Origin of the sequence: Pseudomonas sp. NCCP-436, assembly GCF_019656335.1 — a bacterium.
In the GTDB taxonomy this organism is placed as follows: domain Bacteria; phylum Pseudomonadota; class Gammaproteobacteria; order Pseudomonadales; family Pseudomonadaceae; genus Aquipseudomonas.
The window spans coordinates 1-18,852 of the sequence record NZ_BPLZ01000015.1 but is presented as its reverse complement, the minus strand read 5'-3'; the positions used below and the strand labels follow the sequence as shown (position 1 = coordinate 18,852).

Annotated in this window: 22 protein-coding genes and 1 pseudogene; 11 read left to right on the top strand and 12 right to left on the bottom strand. The window is 62.3% G+C overall.

What is annotated here, in order from left to right; genetic code table 11:
• Positions 1 to 131: 131 nt before the first annotated feature.
• On the bottom strand, positions 132 to 947 hold the full coding sequence (locus tag NCCP436_RS14585; protein WP_220804714.1) for an HDOD domain-containing protein: 816 nt from the start codon (positions 945 to 947) through the stop codon (positions 132 to 134).
• A 151-nt stretch (positions 948 to 1,098) separates the two neighbouring features.
• Between NCCP436_RS14585 and ung the strand changes: the two genes are divergently transcribed.
• From ung to NCCP436_RS14570, 3 genes are all read left to right on the top strand, one after another.
• Positions 1,099 to 1,797 carry a uracil-DNA glycosylase gene (ung, locus tag NCCP436_RS14580; RefSeq protein ID WP_220804713.1) on the top strand — a complete coding sequence of 233 codons (699 nt, stop codon included), beginning with the start codon at positions 1,099 to 1,101 and terminating at the stop codon, positions 1,795 to 1,797.
• Positions 1,798 to 1,877: 80 nt separating this feature from the next.
• Positions 1,878 to 2,462 carry a DJ-1/PfpI family protein gene (locus tag NCCP436_RS14575; protein WP_220804751.1) on the top strand — a complete coding sequence of 195 codons (585 nt, stop codon included), beginning with the start codon at positions 1,878 to 1,880 and terminating at the stop codon, positions 2,460 to 2,462.
• Positions 2,463 to 2,499: 37 nt separating this feature from the next.
• Positions 2,500 to 2,802, top strand: coding sequence for a ribbon-helix-helix domain-containing protein (locus tag NCCP436_RS14570; protein ID WP_220804712.1), 303 nt, complete (start codon positions 2,500 to 2,502; stop codon positions 2,800 to 2,802).
• A 72-nt stretch (positions 2,803 to 2,874) separates the two neighbouring features.
• Here NCCP436_RS14570 and NCCP436_RS14565 read toward each other — a convergent pair whose 3' ends face one another.
• On the bottom strand, positions 2,875 to 3,717 hold the full coding sequence (locus NCCP436_RS14565) for a bifunctional allantoicase/(S)-ureidoglycine aminohydrolase (protein ID WP_220804711.1): 843 nt from the start codon (positions 3,715 to 3,717) through the stop codon (positions 2,875 to 2,877).
• Positions 3,718 to 3,853: 136 nt separating this feature from the next.
• Between NCCP436_RS14565 and NCCP436_RS14560 the strand changes: the two genes are divergently transcribed.
• The 4 genes from NCCP436_RS14560 to NCCP436_RS14545 all read left to right on the top strand — a co-directional run bounded on the left by NCCP436_RS14560 (position 3,854) and on the right by NCCP436_RS14545 (position 7,428).
• Positions 3,854 to 4,711, top strand: coding sequence for a LysR substrate-binding domain-containing protein (locus NCCP436_RS14560; RefSeq protein ID WP_220804710.1), 858 nt, complete (start codon positions 3,854 to 3,856; stop codon positions 4,709 to 4,711).
• Between the two features lie 110 nt (positions 4,712 to 4,821).
• Positions 4,822 to 5,079, top strand: a complete 258-nt coding sequence (locus NCCP436_RS14555; protein ID WP_220804709.1) for a DUF4212 domain-containing protein — start codon at positions 4,822 to 4,824, stop codon at positions 5,077 to 5,079.
• Between the two features lie 6 nt (positions 5,080 to 5,085).
• Positions 5,086 to 6,837: a sodium:solute symporter family protein gene (locus NCCP436_RS14550; protein ID WP_220804708.1), complete on the top strand. Its 1,752-nt coding sequence runs from the start codon at positions 5,086 to 5,088 to the stop codon at positions 6,835 to 6,837.
• A gap of 96 nt (positions 6,838 to 6,933) precedes the next feature.
• Complete coding sequence (locus NCCP436_RS14545; protein ID WP_220804707.1) at positions 6,934 to 7,428, top strand: hypothetical protein; 495 nt, start codon at positions 6,934 to 6,936, stop codon at positions 7,426 to 7,428.
• A gap of 88 nt (positions 7,429 to 7,516) precedes the next feature.
• Here the strand turns inward: NCCP436_RS14545 and NCCP436_RS14540 are convergent, their stop codons facing one another.
• The 6 genes from NCCP436_RS14540 to NCCP436_RS14515 all read right to left on the bottom strand — a co-directional run bounded on the left by NCCP436_RS14540 (position 7,517) and on the right by NCCP436_RS14515 (position 12,762).
• The gene (locus NCCP436_RS14540; protein WP_220804706.1) at positions 7,517 to 8,170 is read right to left on the bottom strand and encodes an HAD family phosphatase; all 654 of its coding nucleotides are present in this window, start codon (positions 8,168 to 8,170) and stop codon (positions 7,517 to 7,519) included.
• Positions 8,170 to 9,156, bottom strand: a complete 987-nt coding sequence (locus NCCP436_RS14535; protein WP_220804705.1) for an ABC transporter ATP-binding protein — start codon at positions 9,154 to 9,156, stop codon at positions 8,170 to 8,172. Before NCCP436_RS14535 ends, NCCP436_RS14540 begins: the two co-directional genes overlap by 1 nt.
• Positions 9,153 to 9,947 carry an ABC transporter permease gene (locus NCCP436_RS14530; RefSeq protein WP_220804704.1) on the bottom strand — a complete coding sequence of 265 codons (795 nt, stop codon included), beginning with the start codon at positions 9,945 to 9,947 and terminating at the stop codon, positions 9,153 to 9,155. The genes NCCP436_RS14535 and NCCP436_RS14530 overlap by 4 nt, the downstream gene beginning before the upstream one ends.
• On the bottom strand, positions 9,934 to 10,776 hold the full coding sequence (locus tag NCCP436_RS14525; protein ID WP_220804703.1) for an ABC transporter permease subunit: 843 nt from the start codon (positions 10,774 to 10,776) through the stop codon (positions 9,934 to 9,936). The genes NCCP436_RS14530 and NCCP436_RS14525 overlap by 14 nt, the downstream gene beginning before the upstream one ends.
• Positions 10,773 to 11,579: an alkaline phosphatase family protein gene (locus tag NCCP436_RS14520; RefSeq protein ID WP_220804702.1), complete on the bottom strand. Its 807-nt coding sequence runs from the start codon at positions 11,577 to 11,579 to the stop codon at positions 10,773 to 10,775. The genes NCCP436_RS14525 and NCCP436_RS14520 overlap by 4 nt, the downstream gene beginning before the upstream one ends.
• 124 nt (positions 11,580 to 11,703) lie before the next feature.
• Complete coding sequence (locus tag NCCP436_RS14515) at positions 11,704 to 12,762, bottom strand: ABC transporter substrate-binding protein (RefSeq protein ID WP_220804701.1); 1,059 nt, start codon at positions 12,760 to 12,762, stop codon at positions 11,704 to 11,706.
• Between the two features lie 315 nt (positions 12,763 to 13,077).
• Between NCCP436_RS14515 and NCCP436_RS14510 the strand changes: the two genes are divergently transcribed.
• Positions 13,078 to 13,797 carry a UTRA domain-containing protein gene (locus NCCP436_RS14510; RefSeq protein ID WP_220804700.1) on the top strand — a complete coding sequence of 240 codons (720 nt, stop codon included), beginning with the start codon at positions 13,078 to 13,080 and terminating at the stop codon, positions 13,795 to 13,797.
• 125 nt (positions 13,798 to 13,922) lie between these two features.
• On the opposite strand, the gene NCCP436_RS14505 is transcribed toward NCCP436_RS14510, so the two are convergent.
• Positions 13,923 to 14,459, bottom strand: a complete 537-nt coding sequence (locus NCCP436_RS14505; RefSeq protein ID WP_220804699.1) for a tetratricopeptide repeat protein — start codon at positions 14,457 to 14,459, stop codon at positions 13,923 to 13,925.
• Between the two features lie 152 nt (positions 14,460 to 14,611).
• Between NCCP436_RS14505 and NCCP436_RS14500 the strand changes: the two genes are divergently transcribed.
• Entirely contained in the window at positions 14,612 to 15,739 is a 1,128-nt protein-coding gene (locus NCCP436_RS14500) for a M14-type cytosolic carboxypeptidase (protein WP_220804698.1), read from the top strand.
• An 88-nt stretch (positions 15,740 to 15,827) separates the two neighbouring features.
• Here NCCP436_RS14500 and soxR read toward each other — a convergent pair whose 3' ends face one another.
• Positions 15,828 to 16,289, bottom strand: a complete 462-nt coding sequence (gene soxR / locus NCCP436_RS14495; protein WP_220804697.1) for a redox-sensitive transcriptional activator SoxR — start codon at positions 16,287 to 16,289, stop codon at positions 15,828 to 15,830.
• Positions 16,290 to 16,367: 78 nt separating this feature from the next.
• On the opposite strand from soxR, the gene NCCP436_RS14490 reads away from it, so the two are divergent.
• Together NCCP436_RS14490 and NCCP436_RS14485 are read left to right on the top strand one after the other, a co-directional pair.
• Positions 16,368 to 16,946 carry an NADPH-dependent FMN reductase gene (locus tag NCCP436_RS14490; RefSeq protein WP_220804696.1) on the top strand — a complete coding sequence of 193 codons (579 nt, stop codon included), beginning with the start codon at positions 16,368 to 16,370 and terminating at the stop codon, positions 16,944 to 16,946.
• Between the two features lie 58 nt (positions 16,947 to 17,004).
• Positions 17,005 to 17,364, top strand: a complete 360-nt coding sequence (locus NCCP436_RS14485) for a glyoxalase superfamily protein (RefSeq protein WP_220804695.1) — start codon at positions 17,005 to 17,007, stop codon at positions 17,362 to 17,364.
• Between the two features lie 55 nt (positions 17,365 to 17,419).
• On the opposite strand, the gene gcvT is transcribed toward NCCP436_RS14485, so the two are convergent.
• Both gcvT and glyA read right to left on the bottom strand, forming a co-directional pair.
• Entirely contained in the window at positions 17,420 to 18,544 is a 1,125-nt protein-coding gene (gcvT, locus tag NCCP436_RS14480) for a glycine cleavage system aminomethyltransferase GcvT (protein WP_220804694.1), read from the bottom strand.
• A gap of 97 nt (positions 18,545 to 18,641) precedes the next feature.
• Positions 18,642 to 18,852, bottom strand: a pseudogene (gene glyA, locus NCCP436_RS14475) (serine hydroxymethyltransferase); the annotation flags it as partial.

The window sequence follows — 18,852 nt, the reverse complement described above, 5'->3', positions numbered from 1 at the left end:
GTTGCATGGGGATATGACTGGTGATCTTTATTTCAGTTGAATGGCCATTACCGACCGAGGGGTATTGAGGCGTGTCGGATGGCAAGGCGGATGAGTAGGTGGAGCCGTGCGGCGATGACGCCCTGACCTGATCAGGCCAGCAGGCGCAGCCATAGCTGCTGTTCGCCATGCAGTTCCTCGCGCAGACTGGCCAGCGGTTGTTCCAGCCCCAGGCGGATCTGTGCCGGCAGCGGTTCGGCAATCGCCACGGATTGCGCCTGCAGCGCGCTGGCCAGCAGTACCAGATCCGTCAGGTTGCCCGGGCCATCGTGCTGGTGCTGCCACTGGTTGCGGTGCCGGGTGCATTCGATCAGTGAGGTCGGCACCTGCCAGCGGGTCAGCACCAGGGCGCCGATGTCTCCGGAAAGGTGGTCGCACAGACTATCCAGCGACTGAGCATCGCGCGGAAAATCCGGCCAGTGCTCCAGTTCGGCCAGCAGAGGCAGGCTGCCGATATCCTGCAGTAGGCCGGCAAGCATGGACTCGTCCAGTGGCTGGCGACAGCGCTGGGCGAGTGCGGCGCTATAGGCTGCCCGTTCGCGGGCTTTGCTCCAGCGCTGGCGAAAAGCTTGTTGCAGGGGCTTTTCCTTGCTGATGAAAAGGTTGCGCACGGTGAAACCCAGCACCAGTGCGCCAAGCTGGCGGGTGCCGAGCCGGGCGAGCAGGTCGCGCATTGATACACAGGGACGGGTGCCGCGGATCAGTGGGCTCTCGGCAAACTGCATGAGGTAGGCTGACAGCGGCGGGTCGCTGTTGATCACGCGTGCCAGATGTTCCAGAGAGGTACGCGGGTCGCTCAGTAGCTGGCGGATGCGTACGGCGGCCTCCGGCATCTGCGGTACCTTGGCCTGTCCTTTGAGAAAACGGGTGAGCAGGGCGAAGCGGACGGCTTCCAGGGACAGCGACATGATGGCGGAATTTACCGTATGCAGCGGATCAGAATGCACTGATGCTAGCAGAGCATTCGGCAAAAGCCGATGCCGTGCGGCTTGCCTTGACTTGCCAGGAGCCCTTCTCTAGCTTGCCTGCTTCGTGTTTCAGGTCTTGCAGGACACCCGGATGAGCGATGATCGCATCAAACTTGAGGCAAGTTGGAAGCAGGCGCTGCGTGAGGAATTCGACAAGCCCTACATGAAGGAGCTGGGCGAGTTTCTGCGGGCGGAGAAGTCTGCCGGCAAGGAGATCTATCCGCCGGGGCCGCTGATCTTCAATGCCCTCAATTCCACCCCGCTTGATCAGGTCAAGGTGGTAATTCTCGGTCAGGATCCCTACCACGGCCCGGGGCAGGCACATGGTCTGTGCTTTTCCGTACAGCCTGGCGTGCAGACTCCGCCATCGCTGGTGAACATCTACAAGGAACTCAAACGCGACCTGAACATCGAGATCCCGGCACACGGTTGTCTGCAAAGCTGGGCCGAGCAGGGCGTGCTGTTGCTCAACACATCGCTGACCGTCGAGCGTGGCAATGCCGGTTCGCATGCCAATCGTGGCTGGCAGTTCTTTACCGACCGGGTGATCGAAGTGGTCAGTGAGCAGCGCCCGCATCTGGCCTTTCTGCTCTGGGGCAGTCATGCCCAGAGCAAGCAGCGGCTGATCGACCCGACCAAGCATCTGGTCTTGCGTTCGCCGCACCCGTCGCCGCTGTCGGCGCATCGCGGTTTCATTGGCAACGGCCACTTCAGCCGCTGCAACCAGTTCCTTGAGCAGCATGGCATGAGCTCCATCGATTGGCGCATCCCGCCGCTCCAGAAGCTTTAGGCTGATGTAGTACCGGGCTGTTACCCCGTGGTGACAAACCCGGCCAATAATGATTTCGCTCCACTCACCTCAAGGAGAAGATCATGGTTGCCAAAAAGATTCTCATGCTGGTCGGCGATTACGCCGAAGACTACGAAACCATGGTGCCGTTCCAGGCGCTGCAGATGGTGGGCCATACCGTGCATGCGGTGTGCCCCGGCAAGCAGACTGGGCAGACGGTGCGCACGGCCATCCACGATTTTGAGGGTGACCAGACCTATAGCGAGAAGCCGGGGCACAACTTTGCCCTGAATTTCGACTTCGACAAGGTGCGCGCGGAGGATTACGACGCGCTGCTGGTGCCGGGCGGGCGTGCTCCGGAGTACCTGCGTCTGAACGACGAGGTGGTGGCGCTGGTCAAGGCTTTTGCTGCTGCCGACAAGCCCATCGCTGCCGTTTGCCACGGCCCGCAACTGCTGGCTGCGGCTGGTGTGCTGCAGGGTCGTGAGTGCAGTGCCTACCCGGCCTGTGCTCCGGAGGTCGGTCTGGCCGGCGGCCGTTATGTGGAAATCCCGGTGGATCAGGCACACGTGCAGGGCAATCTGGTCACTGCCCCCGCCTGGCCGGCGCATCCGGCCTGGCTGGCTGCTTTCCTGCGCGTGCTGGGAACCGAAATCCGGCTGTAGTCATCTGGCGTCCGGCCATCGGCAGGAGGGCGATTGCATGTGCGAGCTGTATGTGAAGGCCGATCCCATCCTCTACGAGTCGCGCTCGCGTTCGCTGCGCATTCGTGGTGTGGTCACCACTTTGCGGCTGGAGAACCAGTTCTGGGACATTCTAAGCGAGATCGCCGAAGAGGACGGCATGACCACCAATCAGCTGATCGCCAAGCTGTATGAGGAAATCCTCGAGTTGCGCGGCGAGGTGGTCAACTTCGCTTCCTTCCTGCGCGTCAGCTGCACGCGCTACCTGGCGCAGAAAGCGGGACGCTCAGTGCCGTTGCGGCTGGTCGGGCGTGCGGTGTAGGGCGCCGGAAGAGCCGGCGGCCCTACCTTGACCATGCCGCGACGCCGGAAGAACGGCGCCGCGGCAGGTGTTTCAGCGCTTCAGGCCGCCGAGGGTCAGCGGCATGTGGCGGTTCACATCCTTGTACAGCAGGTAGCGGAAGCGGCCAGGTCCGCCGGCATAGCAGGCCTGCGGGCAGAAGGCGCGCAGCCACATGAAGTCGCCGGCCTCGACCTCCACCCAGTCCTGGTTCAGGCGGTACACGGCTTTGCCTTCCAGTACGTACAGACCGTGCTCCATGACGTGAGTTTCAGCGAAGGGAATCACGCCGCCCGGCTCGAAGTTGACGATATTGACGTGCATGTCATGGCGCATGTCACTGATGTCGACAAAGCGGGTGGTGCTCCAGCGGCCTTCGGTACCCGGCATGACGATAGGTTCGATGTCCTGCTCGTTGACCACGAAGGCCTCCGGGTAGGGCACACCCTCGACGGCCTGGTAGGCCTTGCGCAGCCAGTGGAAACGTACCGCTTCGCTGCCGTTGTTGCGCAGCGACCAGTCGCTCTGTGGCGGGATGAAAGCGTAGCTGCCCGGGCGCATGGCATGCTCGGTGCCGTTGAGGGTCAGGCTGAACTGACCTTCGACGACGAAGATCACGCCTTCGGCGGTGGGATCCAGTTCCGGCTTGTTGCTGCCGCCGTTGGGGCCGACTTCGACTATGTACTGCGAGAAGGTCTCGGCGAAGCCGGTCAGCGGCCGCGCGATGACCCACATGCGCATGTTGTCCCAGAACGGCAGGTGGCTGGTGACGATGTCGCGCATCACGCCTTTGGGAATCACGGCGTAGGCGTCGGTGAACATGGCGCGGTCGGTCAGCAACTGCTCCTGACCGGGATGGCCGCCATGGGGGGCGTAGTAGTAGGGCGTTTTGCTCATCGAGTGATGCCTCGGTGGATGGGGGCGCAGGGGAGCTGCGCGGGAAATGGCTCATCTGCACTATAGGAACTTCCAGGTGGATTCTGAAATTAAATAGTAGAATATCATTCAGTGGATTTTGTAATGGGTGGCATTCATGCTCGATCCAGTGCTGTTGCGTAGCTTCCTGGCTGTGGTTCAGACCGGCGGTTTTACCCGGGCAGCGGCCAGTCTGCACCTTACCCAGTCCACCGTCAGCCAGCAGGTACGCCGGCTGGAGGAGCAGTTGGGAGCCGAGTTGCTCGATCGCAGTGGGCGCTACGTGGTGCCCACCACCGAAGGCGAGCGCCTGCTGGGCTATGCCGGACGGATCATCGCCCTGATGGACGAGGCCATGCTGGCGCTGGGCCAGAGCGCGGTGGAGGGGGAGGTGCGTCTAGGCGTGCCGGATGACTTCGCGGCCAACAGCCTGACTCCCTACCTGGCCGATTTCGCCGATGCCCACCCGGGTGTCCGCCTGGAAATCACCAGTGGCCTCAGCCATGACGTCTGGCGTGCCTTCAGCGCTGGCGAGCTGGATTTGGCGCTGATCAAGCAGCGGGCTGGCAGTGCCAAGGGGCTGGCCAGCTGGGCCGAACCCTTGGCCTGGCTGGACAGTCGGGAAAGACCGGTGCTCGGGCGCAATCCGGTGCCGCTGGCGGTGTTTCCTCCCAACGGCCTGTATCGCCTGGAAATGACCCACACCCTGGATGCCATGGGCAAGCCCTGGCGTATCGCTTATGTCAGCAGCAGTCTGCCGGGTGTCAGCGCTGCAGCCGAGGGGGGGTTGGGGTTGACCTTGTTGCCGCGCCGGCTGATTTCTCCCGGTCACCGTGAACTGGGCGAGGCCGAGGGGTTTGCCGCGGTTGCGCCGGTGGAAGTGGCGCTGCATGCGCGCCCGCAACTGCCGAGCTATGCGCGAGAGCTGGCGGCGGCGCTGATCGCTGCGTGCGACGGCATCATGGAGATGTTCTGAAGACCGTGCCGGTTCGGCTATCCCGACTAATGTCGTAGTTCGCCTCTTAACGTCCCTTTGTAGGATGGAGTCCTCTAGACCCAATAACAACAATGAAAGAGGCAATACTCATGGTTGATAAAAGCAACGCGGAAGCCTACTGGAAGGCGAATCTTCGCCTGATCTTCTGGAGTCTGGTGATCTGGGCGGTCTGTTCCTACGGTTTCGGCATCGTCCTCAGACCCTTGCTGGCAGGCATCTCCGTAGGTGGTGCGGATCTCGGATTCTGGTTCGCACAACAGGGCTCGATCCTTACCTTCGTCGTGTTGATTTTCCACTACAGCTGGAGAATGAACAAACTCGACAAAGAATACGGCCTCGAGGAGTAAGCCCGCATGAGCCAGTTCACGATCAATATTCTGTTCGTAGCGGCATCTTTTGCTGTCTACATCGGGATCGCCCTGTGGGCGCGCGCGGGCTCCACCAAGGAGTTCTACGTGGCGGGTGGGGGCGTCGGTCCCATCCCCAATGGTATGGCCACTGCGGCGGACTGGATGTCCGCAGCTTCCTTCATTTCCATGGCGGGCCTGATTTCGGTCGGTTACGTCAACTCCTCTTTCCTTATGGGCTGGACCGGTGGCTACGTGCTGCTGGCCATGCTGCTGGCCCCCTACCTGCGCAAGTTCGGCAAGTTCACCGTACCGGACTTCGTTGGTGACCGCTTCTACAGCAAGGGCGCACGGCTGACTGCGGTCATTGCCCTGTTGCTCACCTCCATCACTTATGTGATCGGTCAGATGAGCGGTGCCGGTGTGGCCTTCGCCCGCTTCCTGGAAGTGAGCAACTCCACCGGTATCTGGATTGCCTCGGCGGTGGTATTCGTCTACGCCGTGATCGGCGGGATGAAGGGCATCACCTACACCCAGGTAGCTCAGTACGTGGTGCTGATTGTGGCCTACACCATCCCGGCGGTGTTCATCTCCCTGCAACTGACCGGCAACCCGATCCCGCAACTGGGCATGTTCGGTACCCATAGCGAATCCGGTATTCCGCTGCTGGCCAAGCTCAATGAAGTGGTGCGCGATCTGGGCTTCCAGGACTACACCGCCGATGTGTCGAACAAGCTGAACATGGTGCTGTTCACCCTGTCGCTGATGATCGGCACCGCCGGCCTGCCGCACGTAATCATCCGCTTCTTCACCGTGCCGAAGGTTTCCGATGCACGTTCCTCGGCAGGCTGGGCCCTGGTGTTCATTGCCCTGCTGTACACCACTGCACCGGCCGTTGCCTCCATGGCGCGTCTGAACCTGATCACCACTGTGTATCCGCAGGGTGTCGAGCAGCCGTCGCTGGAATATGCCGAGCGTCCGGAATGGGTGAAGAACTGGGAAAACACCGGCCTGATCAAGTTCGAGGACAAGAACAACGATGGTCGTATCCAGATGTACAACCCCACCGCCGACTTCTCCGAGCGCGGCTGGAACGGCAACGAACTGGAAGTGAACTCCGACATCCTCGTGCTGGCTAACCCGGAAATCGCCAACCTGCCGAGCTGGGTCATCGGCCTGATTGCCGCCGGTGCCATCGCAGCGGCACTTTCAACCGCTGCCGGTCTGCTGCTGGCAATCTCGTCGGCGGTCAGTCATGACCTGATCAAGACGATCATCAATCCGAAGATCAGTGAAAAGTCGGAAATGCTCGCGGCGCGTATCTCCATGGCCGTGGCGATTCTGGTGGCGACCTACCTTGGGCTCAATCCACCGGGCTTCGCCGCGCAGGTGGTGGCGCTGGCCTTCGGTATTGCCGCGTCGTCGATCTTCCCGGTGTTGATGATGGGGATTTTCTCCAAGCGTATTAACAGCACAGGTGCCGTTTCCGGCATGGTGGCCGGTCTACTGTTCACCGTGATCTACATCTTCATTTACCTGGGCTGGTTCTTCATTCCGGGCACCAACAACCTGCCGAACACACCGGACAACTGGCTGCTGGGTATCTCCCCGCTGTCCATCGGTAGCGTCGGTGCACTGATCAACTTCGCTGTGGCCTTCGCCGTCTCGCGGGTTACTGCAGCGCCGCCGAAGGAGGTTCAGGAACTGGTGGAAAGCGTCCGCTACCCGAAAGGTGCCGGTGCTGCCATCAGCCACTGATTGACCTCTCTGGACGAGCCGGGACAGGATGCCGGTTCTCTCTGAGCCAGCGGGCTTCCCCTGAAAAGGAAGCCCGCCTTACTTTCGGGAAACACTATGATCTGGCACTTGGTCGCTTTGCTGTCCGCAGGCCTGGGGGCGGCGGGCTTCGGTTTCTTGCTGCGTGCGCTAAGCCGCAGGCGCCTGCCGGGCTGGATTATCCCGGCCTGCGCCGGTGTGGGCATGCTGAGTTATCAGATCTACTACGAATATTCCTGGTTCGGGCACAAGCAGGCGCAACTGCCAGCGGGCTCGGCGGTGGTGGCCCTGGAGCACGAGCAGCAGATCCTGCGGCCTTGGACTTACCTGTTTCCCCTGACCGTTGGCTTCAGCGTGGTGGATACCGGCAATGTCCAGCATCTTGAGCAGAATGGTGAGCGTATCGGGCAGTTCATCCTCTACCGCTTCGAGCGCGAGTACATCGACCGTTTGACTCACCAGGCCTATCTGCTCAACTGTGCGCGGGCCGAGTTGGTGGCAGTGGATTCTGCGCAGGCAGCGCTGCGCAGCCTGGCACGTGACGACGAGCTGTTCCGGGTGATCTGCCGCTGAGCGGAACCGGCTTGCTGCCGGCCGCTCAACGTCGACTGAAAGTCGGACCGGACGCTGCTTGCCTGTCGCCGGCCTGTCTGGGGAGTGCTCAACGCCAGTGCAGAATCGGCCAGCCGGCCTGTTCGGCATGGGCGCGCAGGGTCGGATCCGGGTTGACGGTGTGCGGCTTGTCCACCTGTTGCAGCAGTGGCAGGTCGTTGCGTGAGTCGGAGTAGAAGCTGGCACCGGCCAGGTTTTCACCCTGCTCGGCCAGCCACTGCTGCAGGCGGGTCACCTTGCCTTCGCGGTAGGTCAGTACGCCTTGGGTTCGGCCGGTGTAGAGGCCGTCACGCAGCTCAAGATCGATGGCCAGTACTTCTTCGATACCGAGACGGGCGGCGATGGCGCTGACCAGAAAGTGCGCAGAGGCGGAGATAACCAGCAGACGGTTGCCTGCCTCGCGGTGGCTGGCCAGGCAGCGGCAGGCATCACTGTAGAACAGTGGTTCGATCACTTCCTCGACAAAAGGCTCGACGACGAAGGCGACCTCTTCCGGCGTGCGGCCGACCAGCGGCGACAGGGTAAAGGCCATATAGTCTTCCATGGACAGGGTGCCGGCCGCGTATTGACGCATCAGTTCCTGTTCGTGGACGATGAAGGATTCGCCGTCGGCCCATCCTTGCCTGACCATTTCCTCCGTCCACAAGCTGGCGCAGTCGCCGTGGATCAGGGTGTCGTCGAGATCGAAAATTGCCAGAGCCATTAAGCTACCTCCCGTATCGCATTGGCACTGATAGCCAGGCAAACGCGCTGGCCGTTGTTGTGTAAGTCGTCGGCGCAGCGGTTCAGAACATCGACCAGCAGCTCCACGCCATGGGCTTCTACCCTATATCGAACCACGTTGCCTAGCAGGCTGCGTCCAAGGATGGTGCCTTCGATGCCGTCGCTGGTGAAGTGGATGGCTTCCGGGCGAATCGCCACGCGCTGGCTGACCGGACGTTGCAGCAGGCGGCTGGCGGTTTCTGCATCGAGCAGGTTGTAGTTGCCGATGAAACCGGCGGCGAAGGCATCGGCTGGCGCGGTATAGAGGGTTTCTGCATCGCCGCTCTGGACGATCCGTCCGGAGTTCATCAGCACGATGCGATCCGACAGCACCAGTGCTTCTTCCTGATCGTGGGTGACGAAGATGGTGGTCAGGCCAAGTTCCTGCTGGATGGCGCGGATCTGTTCGCGCAGGTGCTTGCGGATACGAGCATCCAGTGCCGACAGCGGTTCGTCGAGCAGCAGCAGGCGTGGTCGGGTAACCAGTGAACGGGCCAGAGCCACACGCTGGCATTGGCCCCCGGAAAGCTGGTGCGGATAGCGCGCGGCGTAGTCGTTCAGCTCCACCAGTTCCAGTGCTTCGGCGACCCGCTTGCTAGCCTCGGCGCCAGGCACCTTCTGCATGCGCAGGCCGAATGCGACGTTCTGCGCCACGGTCATGTTGGGAAACAGTGCATAGCTCTGGAACACCATGCCGACGCCGCGCTTCTGCGGCGGCATGGGCACCAGATCCTGGCCGTCGAGCAGGATCTGTCCGCCATCGACCTCGGTCAGACCGGCGATGCAGCGCAGTAGAGTGGACTTGCCGCAGCCGGACGGGCCGAGCAGGGTGATGAATTGCCCCCGGCTGATTTCGATGTCGATGTCGCTGAAGATTTGCGTTGAGCCGTAGCTTTTATGCAGGTTGCGGATATGCAGGAAACTCATGACTTTTCCTTGTTCAGACGATTGGCCGCCCAGGTCATCAGCAGCACGAACATGAAGTAGGAGATCACCAGGGCGCTGGTGAAGTGGCCGCTGTCGTTGCGCATGTTGTACAGGTACACCTGCAGCGTTTCGTAGCGGCTGCCCACCAGCAGGTTGGCGAAGACGAACTCGCCGAACAGAAAGCTGAAGGACAGGAACACCGAAACCATGAGGCCCTTGCGCAGATTCGGCAGCACCACCATGAACGCCGCGCGCCAGGTGCTGGCACCAAGCAGGTGGGCGGCATCCATCAGATCGCGCAGGTTGATCGCCTGCAGGTTGTTGGTGATCGCCCGGTACATGAAGGGCAGTGCGATGGTGAAGTAGCAGCCGATGAGGATCCACGGCGTGCCGAGGATCGGCAGTGGACCGGCGGCGAACAGCTGCATCAGACCCACCGAGGACACCACTGGCGGAATGGCGAACGGCAGCAGGATCAGCACGTTCATCACGCCATCGAGCTTGGGGAAGTGGTAGTTGACCACGAACAGCAGCGGCAGGATCAGCAGCAGCGCCAGGGCCAGGGCGCCGAAGCACACCAGCAGCGAGCGGCCGAAGGCGGCGAGAAAGCGCGCATCGCTCCACAGCGCCACGTACCACTTGAAGGTGAATCCGCTGGGCAGGATGGTTGCCGACCAGCTGGTGGACAGCGAATACACCAGGGTGCCGAGCAGCGGCAGCAGCAGGATCAGAAACAGCAGGTAGACCACCAGCTGGTGGAACAGCGGCGAGCGTTTTTCAGCGGGCGACATGGTAGCTCCGGCGCAGCAGCCATTGGTGGACGATGGTGATCAGGGTCATCAGGCCGACCAGCACCATCGCCAGTGCGCTGGCCATGTTCGGGTCGAGGAAGATGTCGCCGGAGACCATCGCAGCGATACGGATCGGCAGGATGTTGAAGTTGCCGGTAGTCAGCGCATACACCGTGGCGTAGGCGCCGAGTGCATTGGCCAGCAGGATGACGAAGGTGCCGAGCAGCGCCGGGGTCAGCACCGGCAGGCCGATGTGGCGCCAGAACTGCCAGTTGCTGGCGCCGAGCAGCTCGGCCGACTCGCGCCAGTCTTCGCGCAGGGCGTCGAAGGCCGGGTAGAGCAGCAGCACGCCCAGCGGAATCTGGAAGTAGGTGTAGAGAACGATCAGACCGGTCTTGGAATAGAGGTTGAAGTCCTCGATCACGCCCATCTGCTTGAGCAGGATGGTCAGCGCACCATTGAAGCCGAGCAGGATGATGAAGGCGAAGGCCAGCGGCACGCCGGAGAAGTTGCTGGTCATGTTGGAGAAGGCCATGACGAAATCGCGCAGGCGGCTGCTGACCTGACGCAGCGAATAGCTGCCGATGATGGCGATGACGATGCCGAACAGGCTCGACCAGAAGGCAACTTCCAGGCTGTGGCGCATGGCCTGGCGGTAGAAGGGCGAGGAAAAGGCCTGCTGGAAGTTGCCCAGGCCCCAGCCGGCGCTGGTGTTCAGGCTGTTGCTCGCCACCCAGGCCAGCGGCGCGATCTGGAAGGCGAAGAAGAACACGGCGAAGGGCACCAGGCACAGCAGTGCCCAGCCCTTGCTGGAGATGGACGACTTCATGCGAGCAGCTCCCTGCACCAGGGTTTGTCGTGGGCCACGCCGAGCAGTTGGCAGATGGTGCCGCACAGTTCGGTCTGTTGCGGACGGGCCGCCGGATCGAGGCTGAAGGCGCTGCCGATGACGATCAGCGGCACTTCGCGCTCTTCCGGTAGCAGGCCGTTGTGGCTGCGGTCGGCATTCATGCCATGGTCGGCCGTCACCAGGATCTGGTAGCCGGCGTCGAGCCAGGTCTGGATGTATTCGGCCAGCAGCACGTCGGCCATGCGTGCCGAGTTGCGGTACTGCGGACTGTCGAGGCCATGCTTATGGCCGGCGTCGTCGATGTTCATCGGGTGCACCAGCAGAAAGTCCGGGCTGTGGCGCTGGCGCAGGCTTTCGGCGTCGGCCAGCAGGTGTGAGTCCGGATAGTGGTCGGCGTAATAGAAGTGGCCGTGCTGGATTGGCAGCGTCTCGTCACTGGTGTGGCGGTCGCGTGCGGCCTGGAAGGGCGCTCGGTTGTACAGTTCGCTGACCCAGTGATAGGCCGCGGCGGCGGTCGTCAGACCGGCATCACGGGCGTAATGGAAGACGCTGCGCTGATTCGACAGGCGCACCACATCGTTGTGCACGATGCCGCTGTCGATGGGCGGCACGCCGGTGAGGATGCATTCATAGAGCGGGCGGGACAGTGCCGGCAGTGCGCAGTCGAGCTTGTACAGCGCGGCGCGTCCGGCCTGGCAGTAAGCCAACAGGTGGCCCAGCGCGTGCTGGGCCACCTGATAGCTCAGGCCATCCAGTACCACCAGGATGACGTTGTGCTTCATTGGGTTCTCTCGTTCGGTCGTAGCCCCGATCCAATCCGGGGATCCGTTCAGATCTGGCAGGGTGTGGTGCCCATGCCTCTCTCCCCCGGCCCCTCTCCCGTAAACGGGAGAGGGGAGGCGGACATCAGTTCATGTTGATGATCACGTGCTCCTGCCAAAGGCGCGGCAGGGCTTTGGAGGTGGCTTCCCAGGCAGCGGCGTCCTTGACCGGCTGAACCTTGGCGTACTGCTCCTGCGGCAGCAGCTTGGCCTGTACCTCGGCCGGCATGTCGATATGCTCGGCGCGGATCGGACGGGCGTGACCCTTGGCCAGGTTGATCTGGCCGGCGTCGCTGAGGATGTACTCGCGGGCCAGTTTGGCCGCATTGGGGTTCTTCGCCCATTTGTTGATGATGGTGCTGTAGCCGGAGATCACCGAGCCATCGGACGGGATCAGCACCTCGAAGCGCTCGGGGTCGATCTGGTCGCGGTAGGACAGGCCGTTGAAGTCCCACACCACGCCGACTTCCACCTCGCCTTTCTCCAGGGTCTGGATGGTCGGGTTGGCCAGCGACAGGCGGCGCTGTTTGGCCAGGTCCGCGTACAGATCCAGAGCAGGCTGGATGTTGCTTTCGTTACCGCCCAGAGCAATGGCCGCAGCCAGTACACCGTTGGTGGCCTGTGCGGCGGTGCTGACGTCACCGGCGGCGACTTTGTAGGTGCCGGTCTTGAGGTCGGCCCAGGAGCGTGGCACGTCCTTGACCAGTTGCTTGTTGACGATGAAGGCGATCGAGCCGGTGTAGGCGAGCAACCAGTGGCCGTCCTGATCCTTGGCCCAGTCCGGAATCTGATCCCAGGTGCTCGGCTTGTACGGCTGAGTCACGCCCTGCTGCACGGCGATGGGGCCGAAGGCGGCGCCGACATCGCCGATATCGGCGGTGGCGTTATCCTTCTCGGCGGCGAACTTGGCGATTTCCTGCGCCGAACTCATGTCGGTGTCCTGATGCTTGAGGCCGTAGAGCCTGGCCAGGTCGGCCCAGGTGTCTTTCCAGTTGGCCCAGCTGTCGGGCATACCCACGCTATTCACCGCGCCTTCGGCGCGTGCGGCCTTTTCCAGTGCCTGCAAGTCGGTGCCTTCGGCCATGGCGGAGGTCGCCAGGGCGATGGCCGAGCCCATCAGTGAAGCCAGCAGCAGTTGTTTCATTGGAAACTCCTTTGCAGTGAGAGTGTTGGTCTAGATCAGCAATACCCGAGCCAATCTAGGCATTTTCTGTGACGTTTTTATGTCCGGCCTCGGGTGGCAAGGCCTCAGCCGTATCTGGCTGGTGTGCTCATCAAGCGTAGACCATGGATAAATGGCTGATTTTCTGAGCGACAGCTTTGACAAAACGTGGCATGTGGCGTGCTTGCTACCGTTCTGTCACTGCCTCGTCATCTAAACTGCCTAAACTTGTCACCTTTCTGCACAATAAAGTCGTGCTCTGAATTGGGGCTGGACTAGTCCAAGGGAAACAAATTGATGCGCGAAGAACTGCCGCGAGCTGCCAGCCTCATATGCCGCGCCTTGCAGGAGCAGATCGACCAGGGCCTGTTGCCGCCCGGTAGCAAGCTGCCGGCCGAACGCAGGCTCAGCGAATTGTTCGACACCACGCGCATTACCCTGCGTGAGGCACTTGGCCAGTTGGAGGCTCAGGGGCTGGTCTATCGTGAGGAGCGGCGCGGCTGGTTCGTCTCACCGGCGCGGCTGGCCTACAACCCGCTGGTGCGCAGCCACTTCCACGCCATGGTCGCTGGGCAGGGGCGGCAGCCGGCTACCGAGGTGCTTGGTGCACGGTTGGTGCCGGCCAGTGCGCAGATCTGCCAAGTGCTGCAATTGCCGGCGTTGTCCGGTGTCTACCAGATCTGTCGGGCTCGGCGGATCGATGGGCGTCTGGTGCTGTACGTCGAGCATTACCTCAATCCGGCCTATTTCCCGGGCATTCTCGATTTTGATCTGACCCGTTCGCTGACGGATCTGTATGCCAGTCAGTACGGCATTCACTACGGCAGGGTTCGCTTTGACATGGTGCCTACCGCTCTGCACGCAGAGGCCGCTGCCAGCCTGAGGGTGGCAGCGGGCAGCCCGGCGTTGCGTATCACCCGGGTCAACCGTGACCAGCACGGGCGGGTTATCGATTGCGATGTGGAGTTCTGGCGTCACGATGCCATTCACGTCAGCGTCGAGGTGCCGGATCTGTAAGTGGTTCCTTTCGCTGCGCCATGCGGTGCAGCTCTGTTCGCCGCGAGGTTGTGGCTTTTACAGAGGCGCCGCCCCCGGGGCGAGGGGGCGCGATCTACGGCGTTGCCGGTTCGGGGGAGTAGTTCCTAGAGCTGTTTGAGCGTTGTACAGGACGGTTCGTAATCCTGGAGACAGGCGCTCTGGTACAGGCGCCGGGCCTGATCCGGGTCGCGTGGCACGCCGCCTTCGCCGCGCCGGTAGAGGTTGCCGAGAATGTGCTGGGCCATGGCATTGCCTGCTGCTGCCGACTGGTTCAGGTAGCGCAGCATGTCGCGCTGGTTGGCCAGCTCCGGAGCGTCCCGCCCGGTATAGAGGTAGGCCAGGCTCACAGCGGCCATCGAGTGGCCCTTGTCGGCAGCCTGCTTCCACCAGTATTCGGCCTGGTGCAGGTCACGTTGCGGTTGTCCGACGAAATATTGGCTGCCCAGCTGGAACTGGCTTTCCAGGTCGCCACGACGGGCCTGCTGTTGTAGTTGATCCGTCTCGTTCTGTGGTGCTGTTTGTACTTCGGGCACGCTGGTTGCCGATTCGTCAGACGTCGGCGCTCGTCCGCTGCAGCCGGCCAGAACGGCCAGGGCGAGCAGGACGCCGGCAAGATGAAGTGCGTGGGTCGGACTGGGCATGGCAAGGCCTCCGTGGCAAAAGTATGTTGGGGCTGGGCATTAGGCCGGCTGCAACGCGTATAGTTCGCTTTGCATGTCGTCCTGTCGCACGCGACTTCACACTGCGGCGAGTAGCTGCAATCCTGAAGGTCGTTTTGATTTACGAGGCAGTCATGAAGATCAGTGCGGACTTCGATAGTGGCAACATCCAGGTCATCGATGCCGGCAACCCGCAGCAGGTGCTGCTGGCCATTCGGCCGGATCTCAACAGTGGGCATTTCCAGTGGTTTCATTTCCGGGTACAGGGGCTGCAGCCGGGGCAGAGCCATGGTTTCGTCCTGACCAATGCTGGTCAGTCGGCCTATAACCATGCTTGGGACGGCTATCAGGCTGTAGCCAGCTACGACCAGCAGAACTGGTTCCGGGTGCCGACTCGGTTCGAGGACGGGCAGCTGCATTTTCACTTGCAGGCCGAGCAGGAGCAGGCCTGGTTCGCTTACTTCGAGCCTTATCCCCGGTTGCGCCACGAACACCTGGTTGCCACGGCACTGGCACAGGGGGCCGAGTTGGTGGCCTGCGGTCGCAGCCTGGAAGGGCGCGATATCCCGCTGCTGCGTATCGGCGCTGCGGCTCCGGGGTCACGCAAGCTGTGGATCATTGCTCAGCAGCATCCGGGCGAGCATATGGCCGAATGGTTTATGGAAGGGTTGATCGAGCGTCTGCAGGATCCGCAGGATACCGAGGTCGTGCAACTGCTGGCTCAGGCCGAGCTGTACCTGGTGCCGAACATGAACCCGGACGGTGCCTGGCGTGGCCATCTGCGCACCAATTACGCCGGGCAGGATCTTAACCGCGCCTGGCAGTCGGCCAGTACCGAGTGCAGCCCCGAAGTGCTGTTCGTCCAGCAGCACATGCGGCGGATCGGCGTGGATCTGTTTCTGGATATCCACGGCGACGAAGAAATTCCCCACGTATTTGCTGCCGGCTGTGAAGGCAACCCGGGCTACACCCCGCGTCTGGCTGCATTGGAGGACGAGTTCCGCACGCGGCTGATCGACAACGGCGCGGAGTTCCAGAAGCGTTATGGCTATCCACGTGACGAGCAGGGACAGGCCAATCTGACCCTGGCTTGCAATGCCGTAGGACAGGCCTTCGATTGTCTATCGCTGACGCTGGAGATGCCGTTCAAGGATCACGACGACAATCCACAGCCGAGTACCGGCTGGAATGGCGCCCGCTCCGCCAAGCTGGCGCGAGACGTTATCCGGGTGATGGCGCAAATGGTCGGAAAACTGCGCTAGGTTTTTGTACGGAAAGTGTCCGCCTGCCGTCATCGGCTGGCCTCCCATGACTGATGCTGCAGGCGCATGGGGCAGATGAGATACGGCCTCAGTCGTTCTCCAGCAGGTGGGCGCCGGGGCCGCGGCAGGCCAGAGTGTCGGCAGGGTTGCGCAGCGGGCACAGCTCGGTCGACAGGCAGCCGCAGCCGATGCAGCCGGTAAGTTGGTCGCGCAGGCGGACCAGTTTTTCGATCCGCTCATTCAGATCCTGCTGCCACTTGGCCGACAGGCGCTGCCAGTCTTGCGCGCATGGGGTTTGCCCGTCGGGCAGGCTGCTCAGGGCCGCACCTATCTCGGCCAGGGGAATGCCCAGGCGCTGTGCCACCTTGATGATTGCTACTCGGCGCAGAACCTCACGCCGGTAGCGCCGCTGGTTGCCGGCGTTGCGTTGGCTGTGGATCAGCCCCCGGGCTTCGTAGAAGTGCAGGGTGGAGACAGGCAGGCCGCTGCGCCGGGCGACCTGGCCGACAGTCAGGGGCTGTTCCGGGCCGCCACAGGTTGGGTTTTTCATGACAAATGTCTCTTGACCTCAAGTTAAGTTGAGGTTTTACCCTTGCTGGCCTCGATAGACAACCATAGGGACGAGGTCATGCAGGAGTCGATTCGGCTGGTGATGATTTACGGTAGTGTGCGCGAGAAACGCTTTTGCGATCAGGTGGTGGCCTGGGCGGCTGAGCAGATCGCTCAGCGCAACGAATTCGAGCTGGCAACAGTCGATCCGGCGCTGATGTTTCGTGAGCCAGACGAAGGGCCGGACATCACCCAACTGCGCCATCAGGCACAGCAGCAACTGCTGCATGCCGAAGCCTTTGTGATTGTTACGCCAGAGTACAACCATGGCTACCCGGCGGCGCTCAAGCGTTTCATCGATGAGGTGCCAGCCTCCTGGGAGGCGCGTCCGGTGGGCTTCGTCAGCTATGGCGGGGTCTCCGGCGGGCTGCGTGCGGTAGAACAGTTGCGTCTGGTGCTGGCGGAGCTGCACGCGATGACGGTGCGCAGTTCGGTAAGTTTTACCAATGCCTGGGAACAGTTCGACGAGCAGGGCAAATTGGTCGACCCGCGACGGGCCAACTCGGCCATGGCGCATATGCTGGTGCAGTTGAACTGGTGGGCACGTACCTTGCGCGAGGGGCGCAGGCAGGTGCCTTATGAGCGGATCCGTGGCTAAGTTGCTTGCATCCGGTTGTCGTCAGGTGGAAGCTGGCATCTTTGCCAAAGGAGGGCACATGCGACTGGCAGCCGCGATTCCTGTGCTACGCAGCTTCGATGAAGGGTGCGCGCGTGCGTTTTATATTGACTATCTCGGATTTGTCGAGGATTGGGCGCATCGCTTCGAGCCCGCGTTGCCCCTGTACCTGCAGGTTTCCCGTGGTGACTGTGTGCTGCATCTGTCCGAGCATCACGGCGACTGCTGCCCGGGGGCGGCGTTGCGCATTTTCTGTGCTGATCTGGACGCTCTGCTGGCAGAGCTGACTGGCCGGGACTACGGATTCGCCCGCCCGGCGATAGTAAGCCAGCCCTGGGGGCGTGACCTGACGTTGACTGATCCGTCCGGCAACCGCCTGATCTTTACCGACACCCAGTAACGACAAAGCCCGGAGGATATCCGGGCTCTGTCGTCAGGCTCGACCTGCGGCGGGGTTAGCCGCGGTAGTAGCGCTGCGCTACAAAAGGGGTCTTTGCGACTTTCATGGCCACGCGCTTGCCGCGCACCACGGCCCAGACCTCGCTGTCGATGGCGCTGTGGGTAAGTGCCACGTAGCCCATGGCCACCGGTGCACCCAGGGTCGGGCCGAAGCCGCCACTGGTCACCTGGCCGATTGCATTGCCATCGGCGTCGACGATTTCCGCACCTTCACGTACCGGTACGCGCTCCTGCGGCAGCAAACCAACGCGCTTGCTGGCCACACCGTCACGTTGCTGGGCGAAGATGCGCTCGGCACCCGGGAAGTTGCCGGCACGCTCACCACCGGCACGACGTACCTTGGAAATGGCCCAGAGCAGGCTGGCCTCGACCGGGGTGGTAGTGCTGCTCATGTCGTGGCCGTACAGGCACAGGCCGGCTTCCAGACGCAGCGAGTCACGTGCGCCCAGGCCAATGGCCTCGACTTCTGTTTCGGCCAGCAGGCTGCGGGCCAGGACTTCGGCCTGATCGGCCGGCACAGAAATCTCGAAGCCGTCCTCGCCGGTGTAGCCGCTGCGGCTGACGATGCAGTCATTGCCCAGCAGGCGTACGCGGGCGACCTGCATGAAAGTCATCTTGCTTACTTCCGGAGCCAGACGGGCCAGTACCTCGGCGGCCTTGGGGCCTTGCAGGGCAAGCAGGGCGCGCTCCTCGAACAGCGCCTGGATCTCGCACTGGTTGCCGATGTGCTGTTGCAGGTGGGCCAGATCCTGATGCTTGCAGGCGGCGTTGACCACTAGGTACAGGGTGTTGTCACCCAGGTTGGCCACCATCAGGTCATCGAGGATGTTGCCGTTTTCATCAGTGAACATGGCATAGCGCTGCATGCCTTGCGGCAGGTCGATGATGTCCACCGGCACCAGGGTTTCCAGTGCGCGGGCGGCGTTCTCGCCACGCAGCAGGATCTGCCCCATGTGTGAGACATCGAACAGGCCGGCTGCATTGCGGGTGTGCTGATGTTCCTTCATCACGCCCAGCGGGTACTGCACGGGCATGTCGTAGCCGGCGAAAGGCACCATGCGTGCACCGAGTTCCAGGTGCAGGGCATGGAGCGGAGTCTTGGCGAGGTTTTCAGTGCTCATGGACGGTTCCTGTAAATGCGCGCTGCGCATCGGTTGGGAGCCGCAGCGGCCGCGGCTCGTTGTACGGTTGCGGCGGCGCTGCAGCGCCGCCCGTGACTCAGTCAGCGTAGACCGGGAAGCGGCTGCAAAGCTCGGCGACCTGACCACGCACTTGCTCGATCAGCGCCGGGTTCTCCAGGTCATCGAGGATGTCGCAGATCCATCCGGCCAGTTGCCGGCACTGCTCGACACCGAAACCACGGGTAGTCACCGCCGGGGTGCCGATGCGGATGCCGGAAGTCACGAACGGCGACTGCGGATCGTTCGGC